We start from the raw sequence: 19,862 nt of genomic DNA, 5'->3' as shown, positions 1-19,862 counted from the left end.
CGCTAAAAGACCACTCGCATTTTGCTCCACACTTGCTTTAATTGGTTACGTTGATCTACCAGCACAAAATCGGCGTTTCTCCCCAACGCAATACTGCCAATTTCATTTTCAACGCCCATAAAGTGAGCTGGCGTGGTGCTGGCCATTACGCTGGCTTGTTCAAGTGTTACGTTGCATCCATCAACGGCATTAACTAATGCAGAATGCATATCTAAACATGAACCTGCCAATGTGCCATCTGGCGTTGTGAGCTTATCTCCCTTACGCGCAATTTCGGTATTGAAAAAAGGTATTGTGGTAAGGTCGCTGCCAGCATGTGCCATGGCGTCGGTGACTAGTATAGCGCGCTTTTCTCCTTTCACCTTGAGCGCTAGTTCAGCGCTTCTTGGATGAAGGTGAAAGTGATCGATAATAAAACCACAATAGGTTTGGGTATTAAGCAGTGCAGCGCCAACTGCGCCCGGTTCACGTGACGTTAAGGCTGACATTGCGTTATAAAGGTGGGTAAAGCCCGTTGCACCTGCATCGATAGCGTGTTGAACCTCATCAAACGTGGCGTTGGTATGGCCTAACGATACTACAACCCCTTCGGACACCATTTCTTTGATAAAACCAACATCGATGGTTTCAGGAGCCACTGTGATAAGTACTCGACCGATATCTTTGCGCGTTATTGTGGCGATCTCTGCATCAGAAGGAGATCGTATGAAGCGTTCATCGTGTACCCCTTTTTTAGCTTTGCTTAGAAAGGGCCCCTCAAAATGTACGCCTTTAATAATTGCTTTTACACTAGCGACGCCTGATGCCATTACCTCAGCAACAGCGTCTGCAGCCGCTGCCATAGTGTCAGCATTATCAGTTATGATGGTGGGCAACATTGCCGTAGTGCCATAACGCAAATGCGCTAGCGCCATGGTTTCAATGTGCGCTACAGACGGCTTGTCATTAAACAAAATACCGCCACCACCATTAACCTGTGTATCAAAAAAACCTGCCAGCAAGCGCCCTTTAAGCACATGCTCACATTCAGCCTTACTCGCTTCTCGAATGTCGGTGATAACACCATCATTGGTAACAATCGTTTGATTTTGTGCCCAACCATTAGGCAATAATACGGCTTCGACAGTGAGCGTTGATATCATAGCGAGTTAGTCTGTTTCAAAAAATCAATAGCACCTTGTTGGGCGGGCTTTGCAGCATCACACAGCACGCTAGACACGTCTGATGATAAAAATGGTCGATAAACATTTGATAAGCCACCTACAAAACAAATAGGTAACGCCTGCCCTGCTTCACGGTGCAAGGCTTTACCTAATTTTGAAAGGTAATCACCACCTTGCTCAAGCAGCTTTTTGGCACTTTCACAGCCTTGGGAAAAACTTTCCACAACAATAGGGGCAAGCTGACCATAAGACTCTGCGGTAAACTGTGAGACCTCTTGAATAAGGGTTTGAGGATCGGTGACATCAAAATGAGAGGTTAAACGTTTAAACAGCAAGCCGCGACTTTCAATGTTATCGAAGGCAAGTAGTGTGTGTCTGATAGCTGATTGGCCTAACCAAGCTGCGCTGGCGTTGTCGCCTACATTCAAGCCATAGCCACCTTTATCGGCGAAGCGCCCTTTTTGATATACGGTACCGGCCGAACCAGTACCACAGATGATCATCGCGCCGTCTTGCCCGTTGTGCGCGCCAAGGCATGCTGCGTGTAAATCACTCATTACTTCAAGACGAGCAAATGGCATGGGCAGCGAGAGAAAAGCACTTTTCGCTTGTGGAATATTGGCTCCTGCTAACCCTGCTGCAACGGCAATGTCGCTAAGCGCAACATTGACGGTAGATTTTACAATAGCGTGTTCACTTGCCTGAATAATCGAGGTTAGTGCTTGGGTGGCATTGCTCATAATATTGGCAGGACCTGCTTCACCCGTACCCAATATATTTCCATTGATGTCTTGTAACATTGCACGACAATAGGTACCGCCGCCATCAATCCCAATTACAAATTCTTGACTCACTTCATTTCCAGATATCACTCAATAGCCGCCCACTTTACCACTGCTTCAATTCAATATCACTGTCATATTTGACCTGCATACTGGGGGCTCTGTCGTTAATTTTTAAAACACCCACAGCGCGTATACAGACCGCTGGGCGCGTTATTTGTTCATTTTGTTAGGGCTACCAAACAAGAAACGATGATCGCATGCAGGTGTTCTAGAGGTGAGAAGTGCTTTTATCCCACAGCAAGCAATTCCTGTTTGTGCATATTGCTAAGACAGGAGGAACCAGCGTTCGCAACGCATTATCGTCGTATCGATGGGGACACAGGTACGCAATTGCGCAGTTTATGTGCAACAAAATGAGCCAACTTACTCACCATCGTATTGGCAGTCGATTTCCACGTCACTCTCGGATAGTTGCGGCAAAAGAAATGCTACCTGAAGATTACTTCAATACCCTATTTAAGTTTGCCATTGTGCGAAACCCATGGGACTTACAAGTCAGTTCCTATCACCATATAAAGCGCGAACGCCCTCATATTATGAAGGGGCACGATAGCTTTGAGCATTTTATGATGTGGAAGTTTGCTCCTGACAGACCTTATCAATATCACATTGATACATCACTGCAGTTACAAACAGACTACTTAATTGATTTAAAGGGTAATATGTTAACTGACTTTGTGGGACGTTATGAACGACTGGAGCTAGACTTTGCCACTATATGTCAAACACTCTCATTGCCTGAAATCTCACTACCTCATAAACGTAAAGCTGCTGATAGAACAACGTATCACAAATACTACACCCCAACACTTGTCGACTTGGTAGAGCGACATTTTGCACAAGATATTAGTTTGCTCGGGTATCAGTTTGAATAAAAACAACTATTTACTTCGCGGTTGTGATCAAGTTTCGTCGATTACCAGTATTGTCATTAAAAAGGATGTTCAACATGAAATACCAATCTCTAAGTTCATTGGTAGCGCTTTCGTTACTCACTTGTAGCTTCAATACCTACGCTCAAGCTCCACAACAACCTCAAGGCTGGATGTGGGGATTCGGCGTTGCTGCCTCACAAGATGTATATACTGATTTCGATAATCGAGTTGTTCCTATTCCTATCATTGGTTATGCGGGCGAGCGCCTACGCATTTACGGCCCATTTGTAAGCTATCAATTACTTCAAGAAGGGGCGGTGTCAGTTGATGCTCAGTTAGTGCCTGTATTTGCAGGTTTCGAAGAAGATGACAGCTTTATCTTTGAAGGTATGGAAGACAGAGACTTTAGTTATGCAGCGGGAGTTGCACTAAATTATAACTGGCAAGGCTGGACGTATTCTTTATCGACTAACGCCGATATTCTTGGAAAATTTGATGGCTATCAAGCGTCGTTTCGCTTAGGTAAACCCTTTCGATTTGACGGCTACATGATTGAGCCATCGCTGGGTGTAACTTTCCAAGATGAAAACTATGTGGATTACTACTATGGTGTGCGCCCTGAAGAAGCAACAAATTTTAGAGCTTTCTATGAAGGAGAAAGCGCGGTTAACACCGAACTACGTCTTGCCATTTCAACACGACAGTTCTTGGGCGGTATGACTCGCCTTGAATTTGGCGCGACCTTTTTTGATGACAGTATCAGCGACAGCCCATTGACTGACGATGATACTGCACTAAGCGCAATGTTTGTTTACACACGTATGTTCTGACAACGCACTTACGTTGAAGGCTGAGATGACACCGCAAACGCTTGGGTTTCCCAAAGTGGCACAGTAGATAAACTATGCTTGTAGCTTCCCGACGTTTCTTTTGTGCTGTACGACAAATAGATTAGCGTTTTAGTCTCTTCATCATAAATGCGGCGAAGTTTCATATTTTTAAAGAATACACTTTTGGACTTTTTAAATATGACTTCGCCAGAATCAGATTTATCTATCTCTGAAAGCATCTTGGCCGTTATAGGCCCAGTTTGTCTGCAAGCGATGGAGCTATCAGACGGGTCGGAAAAATCCAAATTGGCTTCAATGCTCGATATATGACAAGTTACACCTGTTACAACTGGGTCTTGTAACGCATCAATCTTAATGTCTTTAGTTGTAAACAGACCAAGGGAGACATCACCCACTTCGCTGTCGCTACACCCTGCCAATGTCAAACTTGTCACACCAACAGCCAATACTGTTTTAAACCATCGCTTCATTTTCTTCTCCCTAATACTAAAGCTGCCCCCAGCCTATTACATTTTTGCGAAACGCAACCACATGATTTAGGCCGAAGGATTAGCCAATGTACTTAGCATGGGGTGTGTTTACTTGTCATTCAACATATTTAATGCCGTTGTATCCATTAAATGATGCTGTTTGATAAGTTGTTTGGCAGCTTCAATGTCAGGAGCAAAGTAACGGTCTTTATCGTAAAACGGTACTTTTTCTCGTAACAGTGACATTAACGGCAATAAACGCTCGCTAGTTTTTAGCGGTTTTCTGAAGTCTAAGCCTTGGCATGCTGCTAACCACTCAATGGCCAAAATGCCGGCGACATTGTCAAAAATATCGCGAAGCCTGCGGGCGGCAAATGTCGCCATAGACACGTGGTCTTCTTGGTTTGCTGATGTGGGAAGTGAATCAATTGACGCCGGATGTGCCAGCGTTTTGTTTTCACTGGCCAATGCGGCACAGGTAACCTGAGCAATCATAAAGCCTGAGTTAACACCGCCGTTTTCCACCAGAAATGGCGGTAAGCCACTTAAATGCGTATCAATCATCAATGACATGCGACGTTCAGACAACGCACCAATCTCAGATAACGCAATAGCTAACATGTCCGCCGCCATCGCCACCGTTTCTGCGTGGAAGTTGCCGCCAGATAAAATATCACCCTGCCCACTATCACCACCATCATCGTTCACAAACACTAACGGGTTATCGCTAACACCATTGGCTTCAGTCACTAGTACTTCTTGCGCGTAGCGCATTTGCTGCAAACACGCCCCCATCACCTGCGGCTGACAGCGTAAAGAGTAAGGATCTTGTACTTTTTCACACCCCTTGTGTGACTGTCCGATTTCTGAGGTATCTAGCAGGGTTCGAAATGCTTCGGCCACATCGCACTGGCTTTGGTGCCCGCGTACTTGGTGAATGCGTGGGTCAAACGGCACGCGTGATCCTAGCGCGGCATCGACGGTTAATGCACCAATACCGATGGCACTGCAAAGGGCATTTTCAGTGTAAAACAAGCCTTGTAAGGCAAATGCGGTAGACGCTTGTGTACCATTTAATAGCGCAAGGCCTTCTTTTGGCGCAAGGGCAATGGGTTCAAGTCCTGCTATTTGTAATGCTTCAGTGGCGGTAATTCGCTTGCCTTCATAGAACGCTTCACCTTCGCCCAATAGCACCACGCTCATGTGCGCTAACGGCGCTAAGTCACCACTTGCACCCACCGAGCCCTTTTCCGGAATGGCGGGGTAGACTTGTGCGTTGTATAGCTTAATGAGTGCTTCGATAACACTTAGGCGAATGCCAGAGAAACCCCGTGCCAATGAGTTTATTTTAAGCAGCATCAGCAAGCGCACAGTATCTTCGCTCATGAAGTCCCCAGTACCGGCGGCATGAGAAAGTACAATACTGCGCTGCAAGAGTTCGAGTTCATCAACGTTAATGCGTGTATTGGCCAGCAAGCCAAAGCCTGTATTAATGCCATATACAGTGCGGTTTTCTTTTATAACGTTTAACACCACCTGCTCTGCGGCATTGATAGCGGGTTTAGCACTTTCATCAAGTGCCAAGTGCACATGCTGTCGATGTACGTCACGCAGTTGTGAAAGAGTAAGCGTACCGGGAATAAGGGTTAATGTAGGTTTCATTCGCTTATTCCTCGCCTTTTGCGCTATTTAACATTGGCAAGTCTAAGTTGTGCTTCTGCGCACAGGTTTTGGCAATATCGTATCCAGCATCGGCATGACGCATAACTCCCGTTGCAGGGTCATTGTGAAGCACGCGCGCAATGCGTTCGTCAGCTTCTTTTGAGCCATCGCACACAATAACCACACCAGAATGCTGACTAAAGCCCATACCAACGCCGCCGCCGTGATGCAGGCTTACCCACGTTGCACCACCTGCTGTATTGAGTAGCGCATTTAATAACGGCCAATCTGAGACTGCGTCAGAGCCATCAAGCATAGATTCTGTTTCTCTGTTCGGCGACGCTACCGAGCCAGAGTCAAGATGATCGCGCCCAATGACCACTGGCGCACTTAGTTCACCATTGCGCACCATTTCGTTAAAGGCCAAACCAAGTTTTTGTCTTTCGCCCAACCCAACCCAGCAGATACGCGCGGGTAGCCCCTGAAATTGAATACGTTCTTTGGCCATATCAAGCCAATTGTGCAAATGCGGATTATCAGGAATAAGTTCTTTTACCTTGGCGTCAGTTTTGTAAATATCTTCAGGGTCGCCAGATAACGCAGCCCATCTAAAGGGCCCTATGCCTTGACAGAAAAGCGGACGAATATAGGCTGGCACAAAACCTGGAAAGTCAAAGGCATTAGCAATTCCTTCTTCCAGTGCCATTTGACGAATGTTGTTGCCGTAGTCTAGCGTTGCCGCCCCGGCCTGTTGGAACCCTAGCATCGCTTTTACTTGCAGCGCCATTGACTGCTTAGCCGCTTTTACCACGTGCGCTTCATCAGCGGCACGCTCAGATATCGCTTGCTCCATCGACCAACCTACTGGTAAATAGCCATTTAGCGGGTCGTGTGCACTGGTTTGATCGGTAACCACATCGGGTATAACACCGCGCTCAAGTAACGCTGGAAATACTTCAGCCGCATTGCCAAGCAAACCAATTGAAATAGGCGTACCTGCTTTTTCTGCCTGAGCCAACATATCTAATGCTTCATCAATCGAGCTCGCTTTTTTATCAACATAACCAGTGCGAATTCTAAAATCGATACGACTTTCATCCACTTCTACGGCAATCATTGAAAAACCCGCCATGGTTGCTGCAAGCGGCTGTGCGCCCCCCATACCACCAAGACCACCGGTTAAGATCCAACGTCCCTTTGCTTGGCCATCGAAATGGGTCTTAGCAACACTGACAAATGTTTCATATGTACCCTGCACAATGCCTTGCGAGCCAATATAAATCCAAGAGCCTGCGGTCATCTGCCCGTACATCATCAAGCCTTCTTTATCGAGCTTGTTAAAGTGCTCCCAGTTAGCCCAGTGTGGCACAAGGTTAGAGTTTGCAATGAGTACGCGAGGTGCGTTTTCGTGAGTAGGAAACACGCCAACCGGTTTACCCGATTGCACTAGTAATGTTTCGTTGGTGTTCAGGCGCTTTAACACCTCGACAATTTTATCGAATGACGCCCAGTCTCTGGCCGCACGGCCAATACCACCGTATACCACAAGGTTTTGAGGGTGCTCGGCAACATCAGGATCTAAGTTGTTCATCAACATGCGAAGTGGCGCTTCAGTTTGCCAACTTTTAGCATTCAGCGTAGTGCCCTTTGGGGCGCGAATGACTCGTGTAGGGTCGAGGCGTTTCATAAACTTCTCCAAATATATGTGAAGGCCGTTATTAGAATTCTAAGTGGCCACCTAAGCGGTAACGGCTTCCGGGGTGATATAGCACCGCGTGACTTACCACTGTGTTATCTGATGTGTTTTCTTGCAGCTTTGTGCGTGTAAAGGTGCGCCTTGTTACTTTCAAGCAAGGCTCTTTATGTTGAATAAGAAGCGATTGAGCAATGTCTTTGTCTACCAACACGGCTTCCACGCTATGGTCGGCCTGTGACAAAGGTGCAACTTGGTTTAGGTAGTAGTTCGCCGTTTGCGCTTTGAAGTCTTTATCAAGGTAATCTGCTATCCACTTTGGGCAAACCCAGCGGTCTTCATACTGCACGGGAAGCTTGTTTTCGCAGTGCACGATAATGCTATGGAATACGTCATCACCTTCGCTTAGCCCTAATCGCCTAGCAATGTCAGCACTTGCCGAAGTACGCTCCAACAATAAAATTTCGTTGCTGTATTGATGTCCGCGTTGCTCAATTTCATCGCGAATACTCTTTATTTCCAGCATAGAACTCATGGGGCGATGATCAGACACAAAGGTTCCAATTCCTTGGCTTCGCATCAAAATACCTTCATCGACCATCTCGCTAAGTGCACGCCTTGCTGTCATTCGACTTACGCTATGCTGCTGTGCCAACTGGTTTTCCGAGGGCACCTGCTCTCCTGGCTTCATGTCACCCTTTTCTATGGCATCTAGTATTGCCGTTTTGATTAATACGTAACGTGGCTGCATAACAAGGATGTACTACTCTTAGTCTTTAACATTTTGATAACAGCATACTTGTATATACAAGTATGTACAAGTAGACTCAGTACAAAATTTGTCTTTACGTAGGAAGCAACATTTGGCCATGAATTATCAATACGACGCCTTATTCCACAATGTGCGCATTGCCTCTATGCAAGATAACAATGCCCTATACGGAGAACTACTAGACACGGCCGTGGCTGTTAAAGATGGTCACATTGTTGCGCTTATCGACGCGCAAAATAACAGCGAGTTTCAACAACACGCTAAAGCGGCTAAACAACTTATTGACGGCAATAATCAATGGCTATTGCCCGGTTTTGTCGATTGCCACACACATTTGGTGTATGGCGGCAATCGCGCCATAGAATTTGAACAACGTCTTCGCGGTGCCAGCTATCTTGAAATTGCTCAGCGAGGTGGCGGCATAAAAGGTACCGTCGCCAGTACGCGAAGCGCAAGCAATGAAGAGTTACTCAAAAATGCTGTTAAACGGGCAAAAAGGCTATGCGAAGAAGGCGTCACAACGGTTGAAATAAAGTCGGGATATGGGCTCGATATCGACACTGAAGTACGCATGTTAAAAGTTGCCAAGCAGCTTGAACAATTACTGCCTGTTTCAGTTTGTACGACCTATTTAGGGGCACATGCGCTGCCTCACGAATTTGCTGATGATGCTGATGCCTATATCGATTTTGTATGCGAGCAGGCTATGCCACTTATGGCAACAGAGAACCTTGCCGATGCGGTAGATGTATTTTGCGAGACCATCGGGTTTTCTACCGTGCAAACCGAGCGGGTGTTTAACAAAGCCATTGAACTTGGACTACCCGTAAAAGCCCATGTAGAGCAACTTAGCGACAGCAAAGGTGCTTTACTGGCTGCGCGCTATAATGCGTTATCGGTGGATCATATTGAATACTTGGCTGACAGCGACGTCCCTATGCTTGCTCAAAGCGGAACCGTTGCGGTGTTGTTACCTGGTGCGTTTTATTATTTAAATGAAGTACAAAAGCCGCCTATTAACGCGCTTAGAAGCCATAATGTGCCTATGGCAGTGGCAACTGACTTTAATCCGGGAAGCTCGCCCCTTGCATCTATTTTAACGGCAATGAACATGGCCTGCGTCCAATTTCAGTTAACGCCTGAAGAGGCGCTGCGCGGTATTACCGTGCATGCCGCAAAGGCACTAGGTTTAACCGACAGAGGCGTTATTGATGCAGGCAAAGTGGCGGATATCACGTTGTGGGATATAGATACCCCTGCTGAGCTTGCGTATTGCATTAATGGACATCGCCCCACTGCCATTTATAAAGGAGGCGTTCATGTTTAACTGGCAAGGTCGTACTGACAGTGAAGATGGTGAAAAAGGCCTGCGATGGCATCAGCGCGTTAAGCATGACGTTGATCCTCAGGACTTCGCAAGTGATGCTGTCACAACGGATGTTGCGCTAGTAGGGTTTGCAAGCGATTTGGGCGTTAAGCATAACAAAGGCAGGCTTGGCGCCGCTGCTGGGCCTAACGCAATCCGCGGCGCCCTTGCCAATTTGCCGTGGCACTGGCCTTACGCTCAGTTGACTGATTTTGGCGATGTAGGCGTCGACCCTATTCGAACAGCTAATGAGATAGCTAATTCGCAACATAGCTTACATGGCAATTCAGATATTGATAGCACGTCGCGTATCGCGCAAGAGGCAATACCACAATGTGCACTCTCCCAAGCGCAGAACCAATATGCAAACGCTATCAGTTATGCCCTTACAGCCGATTTGCACACGAAGGCTAAGGGTACGACTAACAAGGAGCCTACCGACAATCAGCGACTTGTGATTGGTTTAGGCGGCGGTCATGAAATAGCCTGGGGAAGCTACTTAGGGCTTTTTAATGCCCATGCTAACCATGCTGAACAGGCAACTGTCGCAGGTGAACGTTCAGGTAAGCGCATAGGTATTATCAATTTTGATGCGCACTTTGACTTACGTAAACCTGCCCCGAACACCAGTTCAGGCACACCATTCAGGCAAGTGTATGAACACTGTCAACTGCACAATGTGCCTTTTCATTACGCCTGTGTCGGTGTATCGAAAGCGGCGAATACTTCTGCGCTTTTTGAATTCGCTGACTCTTCTAATACGCGTTATGTGTTAGATACTCAGTGTAACTTTTCTACCATCTGCGACACCTTAGCGCCCATGTTGCAAGACATTGACTTGCTTTATGTCACCGTATGTTTAGATGCGTTTCCAGCATCTGCAGCACCCGGCGTGAGTGCGCCAAGTGCGCTAGGCGTAGACCCACTATTGGTTATTCGCGTGTTACGTTACTTGGCAGAACAACAACAGGCCATGCAATACCAGTGGCAACTTTGCGATATTGCCGAAATGAACCCGCAGTTTGATATAGACAGTCGCACAGCCAAGCTGGCTGCACGACTTATTTTTGAAGTGACTGACGCGCTGGTTTAGTTTTCAGCGCGTTGACAAGCGGCTGCAGTAAACAACACATCGGTAGAGCTATTAAGCGCGGTTTCAGCAGAGTCTTGAATGACACCAACAATAAAGCCTACTGCCACCACTTGCATTGCAATTTCGTTAGGAATATTAAACAAGCTACAGGCAAGGGGTATAAGCAGTAGCGACCCACCTGCAACACCTGAACTACCACACGCCGATACAGCAGCAATAACGCTAAGCAAGACTGCCGTTGGAAAGTCAACTGCTATACCTAGGGTATTCACCGCTGCTAGTGTTAGCACGGTAATGGTAATGGCTGCACCGGCCATGTTAATGGTCGCACCCAACGGGATAGACACTGAATACGTATCTTCATCAAGCTTTAGACGTTTGCAAAGGGCCATGTTCACCGGAATATTGGCCGCAGAACTGCGCGTAAAGAACGCCGTGATACCACTTTCTTTTAGGCACTTAAATACCAGTGGATAAGGGTTCTTTTTCGTCGCCAAGAAGACCAACAATGGGTTGGTGATAAGGGCGATAAACAGCATGGCGCCTACCAGTACAGTAATAAGCTGCCCGTATTCTACAAGCGCACCAAACCCGGTAGAGGCAATAGTGTTTGCTACTAATCCAAAGATACCAAATGGCGCAAGCTTTATTACAAAACTGACAACGCTGGTTACGCTGTCTGCCATATTTTGAAGCAAGGCTTTAGTTGCTTCGCTGGCATGCCTAAGCCCTAATCCAAGACCGACGGCCCAGGTAAGAATGCCGATATAGTTACCATTAACCAGTGCGTTTACGGGGTTATCTACCATATTGTATAGCAAGGTAGTAAGGACCTCTGACACGCCTTTTGGCGCAGCTTGGCTTACCTCTGATGTCACTAAGCTTAAGCTTGTTGGAAAAGCAAAGCTGGCGAGCACTGCTGTTAAAGCGGCAATTAAGGTACCAACTAAATAAAGGACAAGAACGGGCTTAATGAAGGTTTGCTCGTTTTGTTTATGGTTGGCAATTGATGCCATCACTAGAACGAAAACAAGCAGTGGTGCAATTGCTTTTAAGGCTTTGACAAACAGAGTTCCTAGTAAACCAGCCGATTGTGCTGACGAGGGCGACAAAGTCGCTATCGCAATGCCGCATACAATTCCGATGATAATTTGCAGTACCAAACTGCCGTTCATATAGCGCTGAAACAGGCTCGGGCGTGACGTTGAATCCATAAATATTGGTCCATTATTATTTTGACGACGCACCTTATAGGATTACGCGCCGCAAATGAACCTGTTTGGCCTTAGTTTCCTGCAAATTACCGTAAGCTGCCCGTTTATGAGTGTTTCCACATTGCGCATCTCCCGCACCTTCTAACAACAAATAAGCCATTGAATGTTGTAATAATTGTTTCTATTTCCTGACATGTTTCACCTGTACTTTAGTACAGCCTGCATAGAAGTAGGTCACACTAACAAAAGGAAATATAATGAAAAAATATTTAGCATTGCTGTTAGCACTAACTACGTTTAACACCCTCGCAGATAACTGTGTCTATCAATGCCCAACTGGGCTTTCTGGTCAAACGATCACAAGATCTATTTATACTCTCAACAATAATAGTCAAACTAAGTTTGCTAACTGGGTAGCTTATCATGTTACACCAAGCACCATTGATGGACCTTCTCGAAGCCGCAACTGGAAAGCAGATCCTTCAATAAGTTCAGTCAACACACTTGAGCCTGGCGACTACACTAGTGCTTGGGCAACCATTGGTACGGACAGAGGACATCAAGTTCCGTTGGCATCGTTTAGCAACACAAGCGACTGGCAGTCACTGAATTATCTATCTAACATTACGCCGCAAGACTCCGACTTAAACCAAGGCCCATGGGTAGATTTAGAAAACGCAGTACGAAGCTTTGTTCGAAGTGGACAAGATGTTTACGTAGTATCAGGCCCATTGTACGAATGGTATTTTGCGACGCTTCCAGAGGCAGACGAATCTCATACTATTCCAAGCGGATACTTTAAGGTAGTCATTACAAATGTTAACGGTTGGGTAGAAGCGTCTGCATTTATTATGGAACAAAATGCATCGCGTAATGATAATTTCTGCGCTACGGAAGTAACCGTTAATGAAGTCGAATCGCGCTCTGGTCTAAATATTATGCCTTCGTTACCTAGCTACAAAGAGAGTGCCGTTGAAGGCCGGTTAGGCGGCCTTACTCGTGAACTTGGCTGTTAGTCTAACGTAGCACATAGGCAAGGACGCCTACACTTGCTTAAACAAGTAATAAACACTACGTCCAAAAGCGTCTTATTAATGACGCTGTAGCAACTGATATTTCAGTCTAAAGTGACTGCGTTTCTAATACTGACTGCGTATGCGAAATCCACTCGTATAGCGGAGTTTTATCATCGATGTAGAAATCAGGTTGTATACCCACGCCGTCGATAGCCATGTGGGGAATTCTCAGGCTTTTTGTAAGGCTGTAATGTAGGGTAAACACGCCGCTTGGCGACGTGGTTTGGTGCATGTTCGAGATATCAAGTACGCCGGCAGTAGTATGCCCAAATAGCTTCACTTTTTGGCTTTGCTTTGCGGCAAGTAAAAATTGTTCAGCAGTACTGCCGTTACGCGAATCTATGAGCACACCAATGCGCTTTGGCAGGGGGTGAACCTTATCAAATGTCTCAATCGTCACATCTTCATCAATATTGATGTAATCACCTATGTGCTGCTGAAGGGTTTCGTAACCCTCTCTAGCCCACTGCTTTTCTTCGTCACTAAAATGCGGGTGTTCAAGAAAACCAAGCATTCGAGAGTTATTAAGCTCGGTAGATAAGTACTCCATTCCTACGGTGCGAATTGGGTTTGTGTACATAATGGGTGTTAACGATGCGTAACTTACGTCGCTGCCGCCGCCGTTGCCGCGAATGTCGATAATGAGGTTTTCAGTTTTTAAGATCGTTTCTAAATTTTGCACAATAACCGCATCGATATCATTTTTAAACCCATGGTCGAACGAAGGTATACGCACTAGCACAGTATCTTGCGAGACTCTTTCAAATAAGGGTTGGCTAGCATCAAGCATGCGCAGATAGCGTTTGATATTAGCAGGCGACTCTTTTCGCGGCGCCTCACGAGACATTACGATAAAGTTATTTCCCAGTACCAACTCGTTTTGGCCTAAAAACGTAATAGTGTCTATTTCTCGTGGAGAATGGTCGCCCATAAAAAACGTGGCTTTATTTGCGCTTTTATCTTGATAATCATGAATAATGAATTTCACTTGTCCTACTTTCCAAGCAGGGTTAGCGCTTTCAGTAATATAGCCTTTGTACTCACTACCTTCTTTTTTGAGCGCAACCGTATAGCTTGAGAATTGCCAAATACCTTCTAAATCTTCAATAGGTTTGTCTTTTAGATATTGCTTGAATGCGGGTATATCGACATTGTGTACCGTCGATGAGCCTGTAACATCATTTGAACTGTTGTTATTGATAGTTACCGCAACGTGGCCTTTGCGAAAAAACAGTACCCAATCGCGCAGCGCCTCGTGGCATTGGGCTAGGCTATTTGTGTTTTTTATCCGCGCCAAAATCGCATTATTGTGTGCAGAATAGCTTTCCTGCCCTTTATTTGAGATGGCGTAATGAAAACCCGCATCGTTGTTTTCAAACGTAGTTTTCAGCCATTCAAATTCCTTTTCGCACTCAACTGCGCTGCCGTAAGAAAAGAAGGAAACGAAAAGGGGAAGAAGTGCTATTTTTTTCACTGTGCATGACATCCATATCTAGGTTTGGCTAGATAAAATAACACAAATTCAATATCTTGCTAGTAGTAACGGAGTCCCCTATAAGCAGTGGTTCTACCCCACCGCGTATTGTTTCTCTAACGCGCTTAACCCAACGCCGTTGCGCTTGATCACTTTGAGCTGAGTAGGAATGCGTTCTTTCATGGCTTCGATATGACTGATCACGCCGATCATTTTGCCGCTGGCGTTTAAGTTATCTAGCGCATCAAGTGCCACATCCAGCGTTTCAGCATCTAGTGTGCCAAAGCCTTCATCTAAAAACAGTGAATCGATACTGGTCTTGTGACTCACCAAATCAGAGAGCGCTAGTGCAAGGGCTAAGCTCACTAAAAAGCTTTCGCCGCCTGATAAGGTTTTAGTATCACGTACAACGTCGCCCTGCCACGTATCCAGCACACTCAATCCAAGTCCCTCGTTTTCCTTGCGAATAAGCTGGTAGCGACCGTGTAACTTGTCGAGCTGTTGATTCGCTAGCTGCACCAGATTGTCTAGCGTTAAGCCTTGCGCAAAGCGCCTGAACTTGTCACCGCTTGCCGAGCCAATTAGCGAGTGCAAATAGGTAATGTCATCGTAGTAGGTTTCAAACGACGCCATTTCACTGACCAACTGCTGCTGCTTTTCTCGCGCTTGATTATTTGCCCTAACCTGCTGCTCTACCTGCCCTTGCTGTGAAAGCAGCGTATCTTTTTGCGCCATTTTCTCTGTAAGCGTATCTGACGCCCAACTAGCGCCCTTCTCATCAAGGCTTGCCTGCCACGACTTTGCATTCTCATGAGATAACAGCTTGTTCAATGCCTCTTCAGCATTGGATAAGCGCAGTTGCGCTTGACTGTGTTTTTCGACAAGTGTTTTTTCTAAACTGACAAGCCGTTTGCGTTCATCATCGTTAAGCAATGCAGCGGAAAAGGCCTTCTCATCATCAAACGGGCTTGCTGACAGCTTTTCGGTAAATTGTGCATTGGCCTGTTCAAATGCCGCACTTTTCTCTTTTAACTGCTCGTTTAGCTGTGCAATTTCAGCTTCTAGTCTAGACACACGCGTATCCGCAATATGCAATTGCTGCGTGGTGTCTTGCAGAGTAGATTCCGCTTTCGCTATCGTGTTGCTTGCCTGGGTTCGTTGTGCATCAATGTCTTTCTCAGGAAACAGAGTGTCTCGCTTTTGTTTTAGCGCTGATATGGTTTCCGCTACTTTAACGCTCTCATCATTAACTTGTTTTAACTGCTTTGACACACTCTCAATGTCGCGTTTTAGCTCGATAACTTTATTATTAAAGTCAGTGATATGCGGTGTTAATGCTTCGAATTGTTGTTTGTTTTGCTTGTAGGTTTTAAGGGCTTCAGCCTTATCAACCAGCCACTGCTGAAGGTTTTGTGCGCTGGGTGGTTGCTCTTGTTCTTTTTCTTGTTCTGGCGCCTGTTCTAGCAATTCAGCTATACGTGTTAATACCGATTGAGTACGGCTGTCGAGATCACGTTGTTTTTTCTCCAATACATCGCTGTCATTGGTCATTTGTTGTTGTAGCGAAGTGACCTGTTGTTCAATCAACTGCTTTTCATTGGTTTTACTTAACAAAGTATTGTTTGTGTTCGTCACGGTAGACGTTGCGCCATTTAAGGCGGCTTCTGCATGAGCAATGCTCTCAAGCTGCGCTTTTATTGCCTCGCCTCGCGCTTTAAACTGGGCCACAAAATCTGACAGGCCCTTTTTGTTTGTAATATCAAGTGCAGGTAGCGTCTCATTAAACGACGCAAAGGCAGCGGTGAGTTCCTCAGTAAAGCCATGCCATTTGGCGGTAAGCGATTCCTTAGACGCAGTAAGTTGGTCGCACTGCTTTTCAATTTGCGCAAGTGTGAGCTCTGCGTTAGTAACACTTTCTTTGGCTTTGGCACCTTCTAGCTCAATGCTTTCTAGCTTTTGCTTAAGGGCATCACGACGCGTAATAGTCTCTGGTACGTCTATCGCTACGCTTGATACAGGGTGCTCGTTTGCGCCACACACAGGGCACGGTTCACCGGCTTTAAGCTGCGCACGCAACTGAGCCACTTCAGCGTCAAGTGCGATAAGTGCTTCAATATCTTTAAGCTCAGTTCTGGTTTGCTTGTACAACTCGACAAGACGGTTTCGTTCAGCCTGCTGCTGATTAAGGGTTTCGTGATGCGCATGGTGTTGCGACGTGAATTCACTAAGCTGACCTTCAGCATCACTATATTGTTGCTGTAAATGCTCTAGCTGAAGCAAATTGTTCCACTGCGCTAGCTTGCTATCACGCTCCTGCGTCAGTGCCGCTTTATCACCGTTAACTAATAATGCATCAAGCGCTTGCTGGCATTTTGCGAGGTGTTGTTGTTCCTTTTCACACTGCGCACTCAGCGCTGCAACAGATTGCTCAATGCCCTGCTGCTTTGCTTTAAGCTCGGCCAAACTATGGGTATCGGCTTCATGCTTTTTAGCCAACGCTGAAATTGTTTGATATTCAATGGCAATATGCCCTGCGCTTTCATTCCACCCGCTAATGTGTTCGGCCATAGCGCCTAGGCTTGCGTTCGCATTAAGGTAGCTAGACAGCGTTTCTTGCTCACGCTTTTGACTTGCAACTTCATGTTCTCGCTGCGTTTTTTGTTGCTCTAGCGCGTTTAATTCATGGGTAAGCGTTTCAATAGCTTCACGGTGATGACGCAGTGCTTTTTCACTATGACCAAGTTCATTGTCGATAGGTAGAATATCGTTTGTAATGCGCTGCTCTAGTGCGCTACTTTGCGACTTGGCGTTATTAAGCGCAGCATGGGCCTGTTCAACCCCTTGGGCGGCTTGTTGTTTTTGTTGCTGTACATCTGGCAACAGCGCTGTTTTTTCATTCAGGCGCGTTTGATAGCTTTCTACATCTCGTTTTAGTGATTGCATACTCGCGTAAGGCACCCTAAGCGCTTCGGCAGGTTCACTGCGCCTTAAACTATCGAGCTCATCTTTAGCTTCGCTTATTGCCGCATCAGCTTCTGCTTTGTCGTGCTTTGCCGTATTTACTGCGTTTTTGCTTTCTTCTAATGCTTGTTGCCAGTGCTTTTGTTGCTGTAAATATTCAATCTCCGTATTCAGCGCCTTCACATTCACTTGTACTTCACTAAGCTGTTGCTCAAGGGCCGTAACTTGCTCTTCGCTAAGTAGAGTTACACCTTCTAATTTAAGCGAAAATTCTTTTTTAGTTTGCTTGGCGTCTGTAAATTGTTGATGCACCGCTTGTGATATTTGGCCATAAATCTCTGTTCCGGTAAGCTCTTCAAGGAGCTCTGCCCTATCACCTTCATTAGCATTTAAAAATGCAGCGAAATCGCCTTGAGACAGCATCATCGATTTTGTAAAGCGTGCAAAGTTAAGCCCAGTTAAGCGCTCAATCTCGTCACTTTTGGGGCGCACTTGCGTGGCCAGTACTTTACCTGATTCAACTTCGGCAAGTTCTACATCGGCACTTTGCAAATTGCCATCAGCTTTGCCTCTTGCCCGCCGCATACTCCAAAACGCGCGGTACGCTTTGCCCTTAATATCAAATTCTACCTCAGCCAAACACTCGGCAGTACCGCGGGTCATAATGTCGTTGTTCGACACAGAAATCGCCCCAAGGCGCGGCGTTTGGTGGTAAAGGGCCAGACAGATGGCATCCAGCAAAGTGGTTTTTCCCGCGCCAGTGGGCCCGGTAATAGCAAATAAACCATTGTCTACAAAAGGAGATTGTGTGAAATCAATTTTCCACTCGCCTTTAAGAGCGTTTAGGTTTTTAAGACGTAAATTGAGGATCCTCATGCTTTATCCTCCGTCTCATCAAAGAGCAGCGAGGTTTGCTGTAAACTCACTGTATCTTCTGGCGGTGTATTTTCTGGCGTCTCGCCAAGCTCGCTACTTTGAACGCTCTTTTTGCCACCACCTTGAATACTGTTTTGAACACCTTGCTGACCATCAAGGTCTTCTTGATTGGTGTTGACCAACTCAACAGCGTCGGCAAATAAGTTGGATATTCGCGACATACGCTCAGGCGTGTCGTCAAAATTCTCAAGCTCAAGTCGCGCTTCGAACACCTCAGTGACTGACAGCTCACTTAGCTGCACATTCTGCTTTTCAGATAAACGATTTACTTGCTGTTTTCTCACCCGCTTAAGCTGCAAAATTTCAGCATGTTTACCGTCTAGCATTTGCTGAATGCGCTGCTGTAAGTCCGTCAGGTAGTCTTGAGTTTCTACTTCAATACACAGCCATACTGGCTGCACTTCAGTGGCATTAGCAATGTCGTCAGACGTAGTAATTTTTTGCTCTATAGTGGTAAGGTCGCCCTTTATAACTTGCATTGCCTGAAAACGAGGCACCGATATTGTGGTTATCTCGGGGCCATTTTCATCACCATCAAAATCCACCAGCACTACTTGTTTTTGCGTATTAAGCTCGTCAAAACTTAGGGGAATAGGCGAGCCAGAGTAACGAATATGTGCTTTCCCAGCCACTTTCTGTGGTCGATGAATATGACCCAACGCAATGTAATCTGCCGGCGGAAAGCCCGATGCATCAAAACCTTCTAATGTGCCGATATAAATGTCGCGAACACTTTCTGACTGGCTTACGCCAAGTGCTGTTAAATGTCCCGTGGCAATAATAGGGATCAGCTTGTCACTTGCGCTTGAACTAGCTTCACGCAGCGACACGGCCTTTTGGAACAAGGTAGCGTAATGCTGTTTTATGGCATCACCCAACGCTTGGCGTTTTTCAACAGCATCTTGCCCTGCGCTACTTATAATGACATCACGAGGACGAATAAATGGCACCGCACACAAGATGGCACCGCAATTCCCCTGACTGTCTTCTAATGTAATGACCTGGTCGTCAGCATCGCCGAAAGTACTGGCGATAACATGGCTATTTAAGTATTTCAGCAACGCTTTGCTTTCGTTAAGTACAGATACAGAGTCGTGATTTCCGCCCAGTACAATCAACGTACATTTCTTTGTTTGCAGCGCACCGATAAATTCATGATATAGCTCGCGGGCATAACTTGGCGGTGTGCCCGTATCAAACACATCGCCTGCTACAATAAGCGCATCAACACTGTGCGTTTGAACTTCATCAAGAAGCCATTTTAAAAAGGCAGCGTGTTCGTTCTTTCGGCTTTTGGTAAAAAAGCTTTGGCCAAGGTGCCAATCTGAGGTGTGCAGTATTTTCATGTAGCAGAGAAACCAGGAATGTAGTGTAGAGAATTAGCGCATCAAGACGGTTAATGCCTTGTCTG

15 protein-coding genes are annotated in these 19,862 nt (G+C 46.1%); 5 read left to right on the top strand and 10 right to left on the bottom strand.

Annotation, left to right across the window (positions count from 1 at the left end; genetic code table 11):
* Positions 1 to 2: 2 nt before the first annotated feature.
* Both nagA and JN178_RS04085 read right to left on the bottom strand, forming a co-directional pair.
* Positions 3 to 1,142, bottom strand: a complete 1,140-nt coding sequence (nagA, locus tag JN178_RS04090; RefSeq protein WP_202263950.1) for an N-acetylglucosamine-6-phosphate deacetylase — start codon at positions 1,140 to 1,142, stop codon at positions 3 to 5.
* Entirely contained in the window at positions 1,139 to 2,017 is an 879-nt protein-coding gene (locus JN178_RS04085; protein ID WP_202263948.1) for a BadF/BadG/BcrA/BcrD ATPase family protein, read from the bottom strand. Before JN178_RS04085 ends, nagA begins: the two co-directional genes overlap by 4 nt.
* Positions 2,018 to 2,229: 212 nt before the next feature.
* Here JN178_RS04085 and JN178_RS04080 point away from each other — a divergent pair, with 212 nt between their 5' ends.
* Together JN178_RS04080 and JN178_RS04075 are read left to right on the top strand one after the other, a co-directional pair.
* Entirely contained in the window at positions 2,230 to 2,883 is a 654-nt protein-coding gene (locus tag JN178_RS04080) for a sulfotransferase family 2 domain-containing protein (protein ID WP_202263946.1), read from the top strand.
* A gap of 74 nt (positions 2,884 to 2,957) precedes the next feature.
* Positions 2,958 to 3,713: a MipA/OmpV family protein gene (locus tag JN178_RS04075; RefSeq protein ID WP_232369688.1), complete on the top strand. Its 756-nt coding sequence runs from the start codon at positions 2,958 to 2,960 to the stop codon at positions 3,711 to 3,713.
* An 8-nt stretch (positions 3,714 to 3,721) separates the two neighbouring features.
* Here JN178_RS04075 and JN178_RS04070 read toward each other — a convergent pair whose 3' ends face one another.
* The 4 genes from JN178_RS04070 to hutC form a co-directional block, all read right to left on the bottom strand.
* A complete protein-coding gene (locus JN178_RS04070) occupies positions 3,722 to 4,204 on the bottom strand; it encodes a CreA family protein (protein ID WP_159623822.1) in 483 nt (160 codons plus the stop codon).
* A gap of 108 nt (positions 4,205 to 4,312) precedes the next feature.
* Positions 4,313 to 5,866, bottom strand: coding sequence for a histidine ammonia-lyase (gene hutH / locus JN178_RS04065; RefSeq protein ID WP_159623823.1), 1,554 nt, complete (start codon positions 5,864 to 5,866; stop codon positions 4,313 to 4,315).
* A gap of 4 nt (positions 5,867 to 5,870) precedes the next feature.
* A complete protein-coding gene (gene hutU, locus JN178_RS04060) occupies positions 5,871 to 7,553 on the bottom strand; it encodes a urocanate hydratase (protein ID WP_202263942.1) in 1,683 nt (560 codons plus the stop codon).
* A gap of 31 nt (positions 7,554 to 7,584) precedes the next feature.
* Positions 7,585 to 8,310, bottom strand: a complete 726-nt coding sequence (hutC, locus tag JN178_RS04055; RefSeq protein ID WP_202263940.1) for a histidine utilization repressor — start codon at positions 8,308 to 8,310, stop codon at positions 7,585 to 7,587.
* Positions 8,311 to 8,428: 118 nt separating this feature from the next.
* Between hutC and hutI the strand changes: the two genes are divergently transcribed.
* Both hutI and JN178_RS04045 read left to right on the top strand, forming a co-directional pair.
* Positions 8,429 to 9,658, top strand: coding sequence for an imidazolonepropionase (gene hutI / locus JN178_RS04050; RefSeq protein WP_202263938.1), 1,230 nt, complete (start codon positions 8,429 to 8,431; stop codon positions 9,656 to 9,658).
* On the top strand, positions 9,651 to 10,790 hold the full coding sequence (locus JN178_RS04045) for a formimidoylglutamase (RefSeq protein WP_202263935.1): 1,140 nt from the start codon (positions 9,651 to 9,653) through the stop codon (positions 10,788 to 10,790). Before hutI ends, JN178_RS04045 begins: the two co-directional genes overlap by 8 nt.
* Here the strand turns inward: JN178_RS04045 and sstT are convergent.
* Positions 10,787 to 12,004 (bottom strand): serine/threonine transporter SstT, encoded by a 1,218-nt coding sequence (gene sstT / locus JN178_RS04040; RefSeq protein ID WP_202263933.1) that lies wholly within the window; start codon positions 12,002 to 12,004, stop codon positions 10,787 to 10,789. The two genes, JN178_RS04045 and sstT, sit on opposite strands and share 4 nt — an antisense overlap.
* A 257-nt stretch (positions 12,005 to 12,261) precedes the next feature.
* Between sstT and JN178_RS04035 the strand changes: the two genes are divergently transcribed.
* Positions 12,262 to 13,020, top strand: coding sequence for a DNA/RNA non-specific endonuclease (locus JN178_RS04035; RefSeq protein ID WP_202263931.1), 759 nt, complete (start codon positions 12,262 to 12,264; stop codon positions 13,018 to 13,020).
* A 106-nt stretch (positions 13,021 to 13,126) separates the two neighbouring features.
* On the opposite strand, the gene JN178_RS04030 is transcribed toward JN178_RS04035, so the two are convergent.
* The 3 genes from JN178_RS04030 to sbcD all read right to left on the bottom strand — a co-directional run bounded on the left by JN178_RS04030 (position 13,127) and on the right by sbcD (position 19,797).
* Positions 13,127 to 14,554 (bottom strand): S41 family peptidase, encoded by a 1,428-nt coding sequence (locus tag JN178_RS04030; protein ID WP_202263929.1) that lies wholly within the window; start codon positions 14,552 to 14,554, stop codon positions 13,127 to 13,129.
* Between the two features lie 93 nt (positions 14,555 to 14,647).
* Complete coding sequence (locus JN178_RS04025; protein ID WP_202263927.1) at positions 14,648 to 18,391, bottom strand: AAA family ATPase; 3,744 nt, start codon at positions 18,389 to 18,391, stop codon at positions 14,648 to 14,650.
* Positions 18,388 to 19,797, bottom strand: coding sequence for an exonuclease subunit SbcD (gene sbcD, locus JN178_RS04020; RefSeq protein WP_202263924.1), 1,410 nt, complete (start codon positions 19,795 to 19,797; stop codon positions 18,388 to 18,390). The genes JN178_RS04025 and sbcD overlap by 4 nt, the downstream gene beginning before the upstream one ends.
* Positions 19,798 to 19,862 lie beyond the last annotated feature (65 nt).

Origin of the sequence: Alteromonas sp. KC3 (assembly GCF_016756315.1) — a bacterium.
Classification (GTDB): domain Bacteria; phylum Pseudomonadota; class Gammaproteobacteria; order Enterobacterales; family Alteromonadaceae; genus Alteromonas.
This window is presented reverse-complemented; position numbering and strand designations above follow the sequence as displayed.